Below are 14,296 nucleotides of genomic sequence, written 5' to 3'. Positions count from 1 at the left end.
TTATTTGTAATAGTTCTTCCCTCGTATGTTGTTGTGTTCGGGCAGTTCCGGATCTTCTGTTGTCTCATCCTTGATCATATCCAGGTTGTTTTCCAAGATGTTTTGTATGGCTTTAAAACTGTAGGTTCCAAAGTCAAGAGCGCGTTTACAGGCATTAATAAGTCTTTGTTTACCTACCTTTTTCTCAAACGAAAGTATCCCCATACAACTTTTAAACGCCTGCTCAGGATGGTTTCGGCTTTCAATGATTTTAAAGATATATTCCCCGGCAACTGGGTCAATACTGTTTGCCCAATTGATAAACCTGGGGGCAGTCCAGTCGGTTACAAATTGATGGGTGCTCGCTAAATGTTCGGGTACCGTTGTGTAGCTGTAAAGTGCGTAGTCCCGGGGATGGGTAGCCAACCGATTGTATTTAAAGTAAATCTCGACCGTTGTTCTGGTGTACATTACCTTCACCTTTTTGCGGATGTATTGGTACGGCACGCTATAAAAATGTTTGTCACAACTGAGCTGCACATGACCGTTTTGCATGACCGTTGCCTGTGCCTGATACTTGATCTCAAAGCGTTGGATGGGCAGTGGCGACAGTTTATCCTTCTCGATGTCATTGTATAGTTCAAAACGTGTGTATGGACGACCAGTGAGCTTTCTGTTGTTGTGGGCATCCAACAGGTCTCCAATGCGATCGTTCAGTTCCGCAAGGGAGAAAAACGTTTCGTCCTTCAGTACAGCATAAATCCTTCGGTATAGTATTTTAACAGCACCTTCAACTAAAGATTTGTCCCGTGGTTTATAAGCTCTGGCTGGTAGAATAGTGGTTTCGTAATGTTCTGCCAGATCTGCCAGTGTTTCGTTGATGGTGGGCTCAAAACGGCTACTTTTTATCACCGCTGACTTAAGATTGTCCGGAACTATGGCTGCCGGAACGCCTTCGAAAAAGCGCATGGCATTCTCAACCGATACAACAAATTCTTCCTTCTTTTGGCTCGGAGTTGCTTCGGCATAGGTATATTGACTTGCCCCCAAAATGGCAACAAAAAACTCAACTTCGGTAATCTCTCCGGTGTCTTTATCCGTGATTGAAAGCTTTTTCCCGGCATAATCAACATACATCTTGTCACCAGCCTTGTGGTTCATATGCATCACCGGATTTACCTTCTTTCCCCACAGTTTGTAATACTCCCGGAACTGAGAGTTTTGATAGCCATCAGGATGCTTTTTGATGTATTCTTCCCACATCCCATAGGAGGTAACACCAACTTTTTTGAGTTCCCGTTCCATGTACGGGAAAAAGTCATAAAGCTTTTGCACCCGGGCGCTGATGGGTTCATCGGTTTGGTGAGAGAACAGCGTTTCAAGTTCAAGATCAGTCTTTTGATTGATCTGGTCAAGGGTCAGTCCTTGTACTTCAAAAAGGGAAATGTATTTTTTTACCGTGTTCCTCGATAAGGATAAGTATTGGCTTATAAACAGCTTACTTTTTCCACCGCAATGAAATTTAATTGCTTTTCTAATCTTACTCATGTCCGTTAATTTATTTGCCATAATCCGTTCCATTTTTGAACGAAAGTATGGGTAACGACATGAAAAAAAGTATCCGTTTTAGGTGGTCAGTTTGCTCCGGCAAAGGGTGGTCAATTTGCGTCGGCAACCGGTGGTCAATTTAAACTGGAAATGGGTGGTCAATTTCACCGTTTTTTCCACATATATCCCTGAATTTTCATCCTTCAGAAAGCCATTTGTCTAAAGAAAAATTACTTGAAATCGCAAGGACTTACATGGAAAAAATCGGCTTCGGAAAACAACCATACCTGGTTTATCAGCACCATGATGCAGGGCATCCGCATATCCATTTGGTATCCATAAAAGTGCGTCCGGAAGGCAGCCGGATTGACATGAACAACATTGGCCGCAACCAATCGGAACAGGCACGAAAAGCCATCGAAAAGGAGTTCGGACTGGTCAGTGCTGAAGCACAGAAAAAGCAGGAACAATATCGCTTAACCCCAGTATCCGCGCCAAAGGTGATGTACGGTAAATCACAAACCAAAATGGCCATTCAAAATGTATTAGAAGCGGTGTTAAACCAGTACCGATATTCCAGCCTTCCGGAGTTAAATGCTGTGCTTAAACAATACAATGTAATGGCCGAACGGGGCGGTGAAAATTCGAGGGTTTACCAGCACAATGGTTTGCTGTACCGCATTTTGAATGCTGACGGAATTCCAATTGGTATACCTATTAAGGCAAGTACGTTTTACAACCAACCAACTCTCAAATTTTTGGAAGAGAAGTTTAAGGAAAATGAGGCGAAACGTATGCCACACAAATCTCGGGTTAAGAATGCCATTGATATATTTTTAACTGGGAAAAGGGTAACACTTCAGGATTTAATAAAAGCATTGGAGAAGCAGGGTATTCATGTCGCCCTGCGCCAGAATGATACCGGTTTGATTTACGGCATCACTTATGTGGATCGCCAGACTAAATGCGTATTTAATGGGAGTGTATTGGGCAAACAGTACAGTGCAAAAGCCATTCAGCAACATTGCCAGCAGAAAACAGTTCCTGAGCAGAAGTTGCCTCCGCATTCAGTTCAGGAACCAACTGGGTTACAGCCTCAGGCTACCGCCTTTGATGCAGAAACCAAGGCGCATCCAAACACCTTGCTGATTACTGCACCTTTCAAAGAAATTGAAAATTTACTGGATAATCTGATGCAACCCGAATATGGCTCGGATTACCTGCCATATCAGTTGAAAATGAAAAGGAAAAAGAGGAGAAGAAAGAACCTGAATAACAATCAATAGTAACAAATAATAATTTAAAAAACTTAAAGCTATGACAATGCAGACCGGGGAGAATGAACAGGCGATGAGGAAAATTTTGGATATGACCAGGCTGATCAGTATTCTGATTTTGGTGATCCATTTTTACTATTACTGCTATACTGCCTTTCAGGAATGGGGATTGAGCAGCGTACTGAGTGACCGCTTACTGGGCAATATTTACAGAACGGGATTGTTCGGGAACTTTCATAAGTCCAAGCTCATCGCTTTGGTCTTTCTGTTTATCTCCCTGCTGGGTGCAAGAGGCAGAAAAAACGAAAAGCTGAATCACAAAACGGCCTTTGCATATATCATAACTGGGCTACTGATTTATTTTACAAGTTATCTGGCCTTGCTGGTGAAAATAAAGACAATGGAACTGGCGATGATGTATATAGGAATTACTTCCATTGGTTTTTTGCTCGTGTTATCTGGCGGTACATTGTTATCGCGGATTATCAGTAACAAGCTTAATAATAAAGATATTTTCAATAAGGAAAACGAGACGTTTCCACAGGAAGAACGACTTCTGGAGAACGAATATTCCATTAACCTGCCAGCCCGATACCAGCTAAAGGATAAGATGCGTAATAGTTGGATCAATATCATAAACCCTTTTCGTGGAGTATTGGTGTTGGGGACACCCGGTTCCGGTAAATCTTACTTCGTGATACGCCACATCATTACACAACATATCCGTAAAGGCTTTACCATGTTCGTTTACGACTTTAAGTTTGACGACCTTTCCAAGATTGCATACAATACATGGCTGAAAAACAAGCATAAGTATCCCACGCCTCCAGTCTTTTATGTGATCAATTTCGATGACCTGACCCGAAGCCACCGCTGCAATCCCCTGGAACCTTCAGCTATGACCGACATTACCGACGCGGCAGAATCGGCACGTACCATCCTGATGGGATTGAACAGGGAATGGATCAAACGCCAGGGCGACTTCTTTGTGGAATCGCCAATCAACTTTTTGACGGCTGTAATATGGTATTTAAAAAAGTATAATGATGGTGAATTTTGCACTTTGCCACATGTCATTGAATTGATGCAGGTGGACTATGATAACCTGTTTACACTGCTCAGGGCGGAGAAAAAAATTGAGGTATTAATCAATCCTTTTGTGAACGCTTACCTGAATGATGTTATGGAACAATTGGAAGGGCAGATTGCTGCTGCAAAAGTGGCGATGGCCAGGCTTTCTTCTCCGCAATTGTACTACGTTTTGTCTGGCAACGATTTTACGCTTGACATCAATAATCCTGATGATCCAAAGATTGTCTGCATGGGTAATAATCCGCAGAAGATTCAGATATACGGGGCAGTACTATCACTTTATGTAACCCGTTTGGTGAAGCTGGTGAACAAGAAAGGTAAACAAAAGAGCAGCCTTATTTTTGATGAGTTCCCAACGATCTACCTCAATAATATGGATAGCCTGATCGCTACCGCAAGAAGCAATAAAGTGGCCACCTGTTTAGGTATTCAGGACTTCAGCCAACTCCGCAAGGACTATGGTCGGGAGCAGGCAGATGTGATCATGAACATTACCGGCAACATTGTTAGTGGTCAGGTAACTGGTGACACTGCCAAACAATTGTCCGAGCGTTTTGGAAAAATAATGCAGGATCGGGAAAGCCTTTCTATAAATGCTTCTGATACTTCCATCGGCCGTTCCAAACAATTGGAATCAGCCGTTCCTCCATCAAAAATATCAGGCTTAAGTTCAGGCGAATTTGTTGGTATGGTAGCCGATGATCCTGACTGTAAAATTGAGCTGAAAACTTTCCATTGCGAAATATTGAACGACCATGCAGCGCTGAAAAAAGAACAGGAAGCTTACAAGGATATTCAGGTTATCCGCAAGCTGGACAATGCCATGGTGCAATGCGACTATCTACAAATTAAACAGGATGTTCAGGATATTATTCATTCCGAAATGGAGCGATTGCTGAATGACCCGGGGCTGAGTCATTTGGTTGTGAGAAAGGTGTAGCTGGAAATGAAATTTTTATTTAATGGCTCTTTATATTCGGCAAGGCCTTTAGGAAGTATAACTTAATAATATATTGATATTTAAATAATTAGAATATTATTTATAGGATATTCACTTCCTACCACTAAACTGAAAGGCTTAAAAATAAATTGCTTTCAATAAAATCTGTGATACAAATGAAGGATATTATTGCAACCCTGAACGGCTAAAATACAGTATTAATAGGTGTTTCATAAATAGCAGTAATAAATTATCTTAAACTATAATAATTTTCAGACTCGCAAGGCAAAAGAAATTTATCAAAGTGGCAAGAAGTAAACACCCTAATTTTATATATTTAAATATCTAACAATCAAATATATAACTAATATTTACCCCTGTGTTTTGCATGGATAAAATTACCGAAATTTTCTGCATTGTTAACGATTTTTGCATTGAATTTGATAAAGTTTAGGACGGACATGTCTTGGACAAAGACAATAGTAAAAAGCGGAGAAACCGTTCATTTAAATTGTCCGGCAGCGAGGTTATCACGATCATGATCCTGTTTCATGCAGGTCAATTCAGAAATATCAAACACTTCTATATCAACTATGTAATGGTACATCTTCAAAAAGAGTTTCCTCAAACTGTTTCCTATAATCGATTTGTAGAGCTTCAGCAAAAGGCGATTATGCCAATGGCGATTTTTCTTAAAACCTTTTGTTTGGGAACTTGCACCGGGTTTCCTTTATTGATTCCACTCCTTTGAAAGTATGTCATATCCGCAGTGAACAAATCCGGTTTTCTGCATCGCCACGTCCATGGTAAAGCCGCCAAACATCGGCAGCAGACAGGCTGAGGTTGGTAATATAGGCCGAATACCGGTACTGTCGGTAATAATCTTCATCCTGAAAAAGCTTCAGCATTTTTCCTGCTGCTTTGGGACGTTTTTCAATTTTTTGTCTGACCACGATCATCCTACGTGGCTTGTTCCACAATTGCCCTTTGTATTGTAATTCACTGATTTCAATGCCTTCATCCAATGTTGTCCAGACCTGATTCCCAGCGATAATACGTTGGATTGGTTCATAGAAACGTGTGGCAACAATGTAATTGATGGGCTTCTCTTTTTCTTCCAGATAATCAAACACATCTTTCCCGAAGAATCCACTGTCCAGGCGTAACAGACTAATGTTTTTGTTTTGCAACTTGGTAAAAGTATCTTCTAAGAAAGGGATAAACCCCTCGGCAGATCCGGTATTGCCACTTCTCAGCCAGAGGTTTGCTACCAGTTTGACATCTGAAACAAAAGCAATGATGGGATTGTGAGATGCCCTGCCCGGTTTGTGCGGGTTGTAACCACGCTTGGCTCCTTGCTGCTCTCCATAACGGGTCAAAACCGATGAATCACAATCAAGGGTGTAATTATCAAACTGTACCGAATTGAATATCCATGAATAAAAATGGTCGCTTACCTGTTGATTGGTAACTTGTGTGAACCTGGCAAAATATCGCTTGTAAACGTCCTGTGCCGGAGATTGTTTCCAGCCAAATATCTTCTTCAAAGCTTCATCGTGGCGGGTAACTTCGGTGTGCATAAACCGGTTTGCCCCACACCAAATACTCACTAAAAATGATTCGATGATCGAAACTGGCGAGTAACCCCTGTTCGATCCCGGTTGCGGCAAATCAATACAGTTCTCAACTTGTGATTTGAACCCTATTTTGCCCAACATCTGGCGTAGAAACACCATTCCGCCCCATGGCGTAATCTCTTGATTGGTATAGCTTATATCGAATTCCATACTTCAAATATACCTAATGCTACGCATTAGAAATACCTATCGCGTAATTTGGGATTAAACATTGCTCTAAACAATAAATTTGATCTTCTATTACACTTACAAACTACTAATAATCAATAACTAAAACAAATATATACTAAAGAAATCAATGATCTAATCGCCTTTTTTTAATCTGTTAAAGTAGAATTGATCCAAATGGTATAAAACTCGAACTATTGAGCTATTTGCTAGGATTGAAGCTTCTGAACGAAGTACATATTAACTGATTGGAAACATTAGGGCTACCAATTAAAATAAATGGGCAACAGTACCTATATTAAAATATTACAAACTATAGTGTTAATATTTATTTACGTCAAGTAAATAAATATTTTACACTCAGAACACAATGTGTCGTTTTTGTGTTATATTTATATAGCATTTTTTATGTCTGTAATGTTTATTACAGCTTAAATAAACGTCATGAAAATCCTCTTTGCAATTATTCTAACTTATTCTATAATAAGCACATACGCAATAAGAAATGTTTGCGCCCAAGCAGTAGTTATCGGCCATATTTCGGCTGAGATCGTGGAATCGGTAAGCGCCTCTTCGCAGGCAATTACAGGATTTGATCTGAAGAATAGGAACACGCGAATTATGGAGGCACGATCCGGAGAAAGCAATCTGAATTACGAGAATGTGAACCTGGGCAAATTTAAAATCAACTCGAGCTCCGACATCGCCTGTAATGTTATACTAAAATCGGCAACCCTATCCGATGCCAATGGGAACGGATTTATTATTGAACCTTCGGCAACCGTTTCGGGACAATCTGAAGCACAATGTACTGATGGCAACCAAATACTCCAGTTGAAAGGCAAAGCCTGTTTTATGCAGGGACAAGCCTCCGGATTATACCAGGGGTCGTACACCATGGTAATTGTATACAACTAAGCCCTATTAACCGGACGTATGCCATTTTAGAAAGCTCTTTTATTTCTTTCAAGTTATCATTTTCTCTTTAACAACACTCTTTTATTTTTCCCAGATTTCAGCAATTCTTTTCATGTCTCGTTTACTCTTTTTCAGCTCTCATTTTCCATTTTCGGTCTCTTCTTTGTTCCTTTCAAAATCTCATTGATAATTTCCAGTTGCTACCAAAAAGATATGCTGGTATCCTGAAAACAACTCAAATTCGGTGGATAAAAATATTTTACAAATTGTAAAATTCTTGTTTCAACTAATCGGATAAAAAAAATTTTACTGAACAAAATAATATGTCGTTATAAAATTTATATTTCTATATAAAATGTTATTATTAAGGTATTTATGTGCATTTTGTTAGAATGAAAATTGTCCTAATAATCACTTTGGCACGATCTATGTTAAAGCTCTATCAAATTAGAAAATATTTAGAATAATTCAATTAAGGTTAAAAATCAAAAAAAATGAAAAGTTTAATGAAATTCTTCGCTCTCGCCGTCGCAATCCTTGGATTCTCGGCAAACTCGTTCGGACAAGAAAGTGCTACCGCCAACGCCACAGGTACTATTGTAACTCCAATCGCAATCGAACTAACCAGTACAGCTACTAATGGAGGTAATATGAATTTCGGTAATGTCGCTGTACAAAGTTCAACTGCAGGAACCGTTGAACTTACACCGGCCGGGACCCGTAACGCTACAGATGGTGTCACTCTTCCTGCTGTACCCGGAGCTGTATCTGCAGCTAGTTTTGATGTTACGGGTGCCAATAGCTACACTTATTCAATTACACTTCCTTCTTCTACAACTACAGTTACATCAGGAGCCAATGAGATGACAGTTGATACATGGACGAGTACCCCAACTGAGGCAGATGGAGGAACTTTAAATGCAAGTGGAGCACAGACTATTAAAGTAGGGGCTACACTTCATATTGCTGCGGCACAGCCTGCAGGGGAATATGTCTCTAGCACTCCTTTTACGGTTACAGTTAATTACAATTAGAAAATAAATTTACTCAGAACAATTAACATTGCTCTATGCGATTTTTCGCGGGCACTCATCATTTGTTTTTATCTTCATCTAAACCATAAAGCAATATGAAGAAGATTGTTTGGCTGTTTCCTATGGTTGCTTTGTTCTTAGGAATAACAGTCCAACAGGTACAAGCCCAGGCCAGCATTTCGGCCCGGGCTTTTGCCGAAGTAATCGCGGCGCTTACAGCCACCGAAACCTCGCAGCTTAACTTCGGCCGGTTTTCGCCCGAAGAGCAAGGCGGTCAGATTTACATGTCACCGCAAGGTGTACGTCATGCCACAGGCACCCTGGCCTTAAGTGGCGGTGCGTTTGCCCCGGCCGCTTTTTACATTACCGGGGCGAGCGAAGCCTCGTTTTCCATTACCCTGCCTTCGACCCCGGCTGTTCTGATCAATGTGGCCAGCTCGAAAACCATGCTGGTCAGCGACTGGGAATCAGTCCCCCCGCGGGTATTGGTACAGGTAAACTCAATGGCGGTTCGCTGGCTGTGAATGTTGGAGCCACCCTCACCGTGGGCAATACTGAGGATAATCCAGTGGGCATATACACGGGCACCTATTCAATAACTTTTGCCTACAATTAACAAACTCGGGAATTTGTCTAAAATGCGGTGAAATTGTTTGGCACAGAAATATTAAGTGTTTTTAATTTAAATTTTGAGTCATGTGTAAATCAGAAATTGTACAGCAAAAGCAGGTTCAACACAAAGCAAAGTATATTGGATTAGTATTATCCTGTTTAGTTACCTTATCAGTTATTTGCCCTTCCGGAGTTAAGGCGCAGGGAAACCTGCTGATTACTCCGCGCCGCGTGGTATTCGACGGAACAAAACGGGTTCACGAGCTCAATTTGGCTAATACCGGCCGGGATACAGCCAAATACAATGTGTCAATCGTAGAGTACCGTATGAAAGAGGATGGTTCGTTCGAAGAAATTACCCAACCTGATCCGGGTCAAAATTTTGCCGACAAGAACATTCGTTTTTTTCCCCGGACGGTAACGCTTGGTCCAAACGAAGCCCAGGTGGTAAAGATGCAGGTAACCAATACCAGTAAACTGGCGCCGGGAGAATACCGTTCGCATGTTTATTTCAGGGCTGTGCCCAAACAGGTAGCGCTGGGCGAAGAAGATAAAACACTGGATTCGACTGCAGTCAGCGTTAAACTGGTTCCCATATTCGGGATTACCATTCCGGTAATTATCCGGGTGGGCGAATCAACCACCAAAGTCAGCCTTTCGGATTTAAAACTGGAAATGGTAAACGACACAACCAACCGGCTCGATGTAACCTTTAACCGTATCGGAAACATGTCGGTGTATGGCGACCTGAAAGTAGTACATGTTTCGCCAACCGGTAAAGAGACTCAGGTTGGTGTGGTAAACGGGATTGCCGTATATACCCCCAATGCCATAAGACGGTACCGGATGGATTTGGATAAAGAAGCCGTTGTTGATTATCACTCCGGCCACTTAGTTGTAACGTATTATGCACAATCGGATATTAAACCCGAAAAATTTGCCGAAGCAGGGTTAAAATTGTGATTGACTTCAGATGAAAATATAAGCCATGAGAATAAAACAGCAATCCCTGAAATTATGCTCCTTAGGGATGATGTTGTTATTTTCGGTAACTTTTGTTCAGGCAGCAACAAAAACATCAATCCTTTCAGGGAATTGGAATACCGCAGTGCTCTGGAGTCCTGCCGGAATTCCCGAAAAAGCCGATAATGTGATCATTCACGACTCTGTAATCATAGACAGCAGCACGACAGTTGAGTTAGATAACCTGACTATTGATAAAACTACAGGTAAGCTTGTTGTGGTAGGGACGTTGGTTGTGAATGGCGATTTATCTATGGATTTTTCTGGCAATGATCAGTCGGAACTGGTGCTGTCTTCGGGCTCAAAGGTTATTGTAAATGGAAATGCAAATTTAGGGAATAAAGTTTCGCTGGATCTTTCGAGTTATTTTATTGTCAGGGGCGATTTTTACAAACAGGGCTCTGCCAACCAGGGCATTATTTCTATTTCCGGGGCGCATATTTATATCTTTGGCACCGTTGATACTCCGTGGAGTAATTTTACCACCACAGCGAACGGTTATTCAGGTACCACGGAAACAATCGGTGACGCATGCGATTATGGTACCTCCATCGATCTGGCCAATAATATCACGGAAGTTCCCGAGGAGATATTGGCTTCCTTTAATTGTGCGTCAAGCACCACCCCCTCATGGGGCAACCCATGGGGAATTCCTCACTCCTCCGGCGGCTCGGTTGGCATGGGCGGGACAATCAGTTTAACGGCGCAAGCACAAAATAGTTGGCAATATAACCCCATCTACTACCATTGGAGCGGGCCCAATGGGTTCTCACAGACCACAGCCAATACCTCTTTGAGTATCAACAATGCTTCGGGCGCCATGTCCGGCTTCTATGTCTGTACGGCTGTAAATGCCAAAGGATGCTCTATCACCGATTCTGCTTATGTTGTGGTTTCGGATTGCATACCTGCCGGTTTTGAATATTTTAGCCGCGACAATTATACCGGATTATGGACCGATCCTGCTTTATGGGGGACAAATAATCCGGCCGATGTGATCCCCCCCCCTTATAATCCCAATAATTCCCATACTATTGGGATATCCGGTTACATCACTATCGATGGCAATTTAACTCTGGGTACTTCCACACAATATCTTTGTGATACACTGGTTGTGACGGGTGATTTTCTGGCAACAAAACCGACCTTAACGATTGGACCTCATGGTGTTTTGGTTGTTTTAGGCAATTATACCGGGATCTCAGGATCGATTATAAATAATCAGGGAAGAATCATTGTCGCAGGTGATTTTCAAAATCCTCCGAACTGGAGTGTCATTGCAAATAATGGGGGCGATGTTTATGTATTCGATCAATCGCCCGTCCTGGGCGGGTTAGTTCCCACCGGAATAAATACGATTGACTTAAATTCAGCGGATAATCCTTTGTTTGGATTTTACTGTACGCTGGCAGGAGGCAATTGTCCGGCTAATCCTGAAATTACAGGCACAACTCCCGGCTCCCGGTGTGGCTCCGGAACGGTGACCCTTCAGGCAACGGCATCCCCCGAAGGAAGCGTTATTAAGTGGTATGATCAGGCTACCGGCGGGAATTTACTGGCTACAGGGAATTCGTACACCACTGCTTCAATTTCAACGACGACATCCTATTATGTCGATGCCACTTACAACGGAACCACCTCAAGCCCGCGTAGTGAGGTTATAGCTACTATTGAAGTCCTGAGTTGGATCGGTGATGTCAGCACCGACTGGAATATTTCCGGAAACTGGTCCTGCGGAGTCATCCCCGATTTAACCACAGATGTGCTGATACCCAATGTGCCCAATAAACCGATTCTTCAAAACGGAGCGGAAGGAGCGGCTAAAAATATAGTGATCGACAACGGATCGTCGCTGACGGTTATTGACAATACGATTCAGATTGCCGGAACGGTCTCGAACAGCGGAACCTTTACTGCAACTGCCGGAACCATTGAAATGAAGGGCTCAGTCGCCCAATCAATAGGCGCTGATGTTTTTGCAGGCAACACGATCATGAACCTGACGATTAATAATTCTGCGGGGGTCAGTTTGCTGGGGCCGCTCTTGGTTACCGGGATTGTAGCTCCACAAAACGGGAACCTCTCTTCCGGCGGACAGTTAACCCTTGTGTCAACAGCCGCGCAAACGGCCCTGATTGATGGTTCGGGCACCGGCACTGTAACAGGAAATGTTATCGTGCAGCGTTATCTTCCATCTTCATTCGGATATAAATATTTCAGCTCCCCTTTTCAGTCGGCAACGGTAAATGCTTTTGCGGCTTATCTCGATCTGGGAGCGTCCTTTCCTGCATTTTACACATACGACGAAAGCAAAACCACTTCAGGATGGGTAACTTACACCAACCCCACCGGACCGCTGACGCCCATGCTGGGCTATGCCGCAAATTTCGGAACCCTGGCTTCGGCGGTAACAGTTAGCCTGAGTGGTGTTGTCAATGATAATATTTTATCGCCGATTACCTTGTACAATACAAATGAGACCTACACCAAAGGGTTTAACCTGGTAGGAAATCCTTATCCTTCGCCTATCGACTGGGATGCGGTAAGCGGCTGGACCAGGGGGAACGTGGATAATGCAGTTTATTATTTCAATACAGGCTCCACCGATCCATACACCGGAACATACAGCACTTACATCAACGGGGTTTCGAGCGATGGAATTGCCAATAACATGATTGCAGCAATGCAGGGTTTTTTTGTACATGTTTCCGACGGGGCCTATCCGGTCAGCGCAACATTTGGTTTAGACAACTGGGTAAGAGTAAACAATCTTGCACCTGTGTTTAAATCGGCCTGCCTTGAAACAAGACCGGTTATAAGGCTTACCGCGGAATATTCTGAGGAAACAAATCCTGCCGACCCGCTTGTGGTGTATTTCGACGACGGGGCCACGCCTTCTTTCGACAAAGAGTCGGATGCCTTGAAATTGATGAATACCGACGTAAAGTCTCCCAATCTTTATACGCTCTCGAAAGATGCCAACCGGCTTTCCATTGACGCAATTCCTTATCCCGACAGTATTTCATTAGTTCCGCTTGGCCTCAAAACGGAACAGGATGGTTTGATTTTTTTTCAGGCGGCTCAGATAGAAAATATGCCTTCAGGCCTGCAAATCTATTTATCGGATAAAAGAACCGGAATCAACACCGACCTGTTGCAACGGGGCGGCTACAAGCTAAATATGACTGCCGGATCGGATGAGAGCCGGTTTAGCCTGATATTCAGTTGGCGTGTACTGCCTCCCAATCAAAACGGAAGCGCTGAATTTGTGGTTTATCCTTCAGGACGAAAACTCATGGTTTCTTTTACCGGAACATCGGAAGAGAAGGGCGATCTGGTCGTTTACAACATGATGGGGCAGGAAATTTTTCGCAGACAACTTCCCGGAACAGGTACCCATGAACTTGACCCGCATATGAGGGATGGAGTGTATGTGGTTAGTTTTTATTCCGGACAATCTGTTTATTCAAAAAAAATAATAATTACTAACTGATGATATTTTCAAGAACGAATTCAGGGAGGAAGAAACCTGTTATCCTAGCAATTTTAGGCGCCATAATACTTGTCATTGGGCATCTGTCTGTTCTCGCGCAAGAGCAACCTCCGAAACCGATCCAGGTAATGGTCTCAACGTATCAGAACCTGAATTTTGGTACCTTCTGTTATGGCAGTGGTTCGGGAACGACGGTAACGATCGATCCATTCGGTGCACGATCGTCCACCGGTGATATCATTCTGATCGGCAGCAGTTTTTCTGCCGCGCTTTACGATGTGGAGGCCATTCCGGGAACAATTGTCAACATTGTAAACGGACCGGATGCCATTCTTACGGGCAGCAATGGCGGCACCATGACACTGCATATAGGCAATTCTAATCCTCAATCACCTTTTGTAACAACGGGGGCACATACCGCAGTCAATATAGGAGGTACGCTTCAGGTTGGCTCTTCAGTGGCTAATCCGTCCGGCATTTATGGCGGAACATTCTCTGTGACTTTTATTCAGGAATAATTTTGATAAGACGTAAAAGCAGATTGCCAATAAGATGATACGAAAAATTGCAGGCAC

Annotated in this window: 9 protein-coding genes and 2 pseudogenes; 9 read left to right on the top strand and 2 right to left on the bottom strand. The window is 42.8% G+C overall.

From position 1 onward, the window contains the following. Positions 1-1,527 carry an IS21 family transposase gene (gene istA, locus AQPE_RS01910; protein WP_318349351.1) on the bottom strand — a complete coding sequence of 509 codons (1,527 nt, stop codon included), beginning with the start codon at positions 1,525-1,527 and terminating at the stop codon, positions 1-3. A gap of 161 nt (positions 1,528-1,688) precedes the next feature. Here istA and AQPE_RS01905 point away from each other — a divergent pair, with 161 nt between their 5' ends. The 3 genes and pseudogenes from AQPE_RS01905 to AQPE_RS23955 all read left to right on the top strand — a co-directional run. After that, the gene (locus AQPE_RS01905) at positions 1,689-2,813 is read left to right on the top strand and encodes a relaxase/mobilization nuclease domain-containing protein (protein ID WP_318351341.1); all 1,125 of its coding nucleotides are present in this window, start codon (positions 1,689-1,691) and stop codon (positions 2,811-2,813) included. A 31-nt stretch (positions 2,814-2,844) separates the two neighbouring features. Further along, on the top strand, positions 2,845-4,836 hold the full coding sequence (mobC, locus tag AQPE_RS01900) for a conjugal transfer protein MobC (RefSeq protein WP_318349350.1): 1,992 nt from the start codon (positions 2,845-2,847) through the stop codon (positions 4,834-4,836). Positions 4,837-5,224: 388 nt separating this feature from the next. Further along, a pseudogene (locus tag AQPE_RS23955) lies at positions 5,225-5,613 on the top strand (IS982 family transposase); the annotation flags it as partial. Here AQPE_RS23955 and AQPE_RS01895 read toward each other — a convergent pair. Further along, positions 5,595-6,554: a transposase gene (locus AQPE_RS01895; protein WP_449658201.1), complete on the bottom strand. Its 960-nt coding sequence runs from the start codon at positions 6,552-6,554 to the stop codon at positions 5,595-5,597. The pseudogene AQPE_RS23955 and the gene AQPE_RS01895 overlap by 19 nt on opposite strands. A 531-nt stretch (positions 6,555-7,085) precedes the next feature. Between AQPE_RS01895 and AQPE_RS01890 the strand changes: the two genes are divergently transcribed. The 6 genes and pseudogenes from AQPE_RS01890 (at position 7,086) to AQPE_RS01865 (ending at position 14,239) form a co-directional block, all read left to right on the top strand. Further along, entirely contained in the window at positions 7,086-7,559 is a 474-nt protein-coding gene (locus AQPE_RS01890; protein WP_318349348.1) for a hypothetical protein, read from the top strand. A 494-nt stretch (positions 7,560-8,053) separates the two neighbouring features. Next, on the top strand, positions 8,054-8,593 hold the full coding sequence (locus AQPE_RS01885; RefSeq protein WP_318349347.1) for a DUF4402 domain-containing protein: 540 nt from the start codon (positions 8,054-8,056) through the stop codon (positions 8,591-8,593). Positions 8,594-8,688: 95 nt separating this feature from the next. After that, positions 8,689-9,209: pseudogene (locus AQPE_RS01880) on the top strand (DUF4402 domain-containing protein). Positions 9,210-9,289: 80 nt separating this feature from the next. Next, positions 9,290-10,168, top strand: coding sequence for a fimbrial biogenesis chaperone (locus AQPE_RS01875; protein ID WP_318349345.1), 879 nt, complete (start codon positions 9,290-9,292; stop codon positions 10,166-10,168). 25 nt (positions 10,169-10,193) lie between these two features. Further along, positions 10,194-13,721, top strand: a complete 3,528-nt coding sequence (locus AQPE_RS01870; protein ID WP_318349344.1) for an Ig-like domain-containing protein — start codon at positions 10,194-10,196, stop codon at positions 13,719-13,721. 128 nt (positions 13,722-13,849) lie between these two features. Continuing rightward, positions 13,850-14,239, top strand: a complete 390-nt coding sequence (locus tag AQPE_RS01865; RefSeq protein WP_318349343.1) for a DUF4402 domain-containing protein — start codon at positions 13,850-13,852, stop codon at positions 14,237-14,239. Positions 14,240-14,296: the final 57 nt, after the last annotated feature.

It is taken from the genome of Aquipluma nitroreducens (genome assembly GCF_009689585.1).
Classification (GTDB): domain Bacteria; phylum Bacteroidota; class Bacteroidia; order Bacteroidales; family Prolixibacteraceae; genus Aquipluma; species Aquipluma nitroreducens.
The sequence above is the reverse complement of the archived record's forward strand: the minus strand, read 5'-3'. Positions and strand labels throughout refer to the sequence as shown.

Coding starts and splice junctions, on each gene's coding strand:
- AQPE_RS01895 (WP_449658201.1), bottom strand. CDS start 6,554: ATGTTGGGCAAAATAGGGTTCAAATCACAAGTTGAGAACTGTATTGAT.
- AQPE_RS01885 (WP_318349347.1), top strand. CDS start 8,054: ATGAAAAGTTTAATGAAATTCTTCGCTCTCGCCGTCGCAATCCTTGGA.
- AQPE_RS01890 (WP_318349348.1), top strand. CDS start 7,086: ATGAAAATCCTCTTTGCAATTATTCTAACTTATTCTATAATAAGCACA.
- istA (WP_318349351.1), bottom strand. CDS start 1,527: ATGAGTAAGATTAGAAAAGCAATTAAATTTCATTGCGGTGGAAAAAGT.
- mobC (WP_318349350.1), top strand. CDS start 2,845: ATGACAATGCAGACCGGGGAGAATGAACAGGCGATGAGGAAAATTTTG.
- AQPE_RS01875 (WP_318349345.1), top strand. CDS start 9,290: ATGTGTAAATCAGAAATTGTACAGCAAAAGCAGGTTCAACACAAAGCA.
- AQPE_RS01865 (WP_318349343.1), top strand. CDS start 13,850: ATGGTCTCAACGTATCAGAACCTGAATTTTGGTACCTTCTGTTATGGC.
- AQPE_RS01870 (WP_318349344.1), top strand. CDS start 10,194: ATGAGAATAAAACAGCAATCCCTGAAATTATGCTCCTTAGGGATGATG.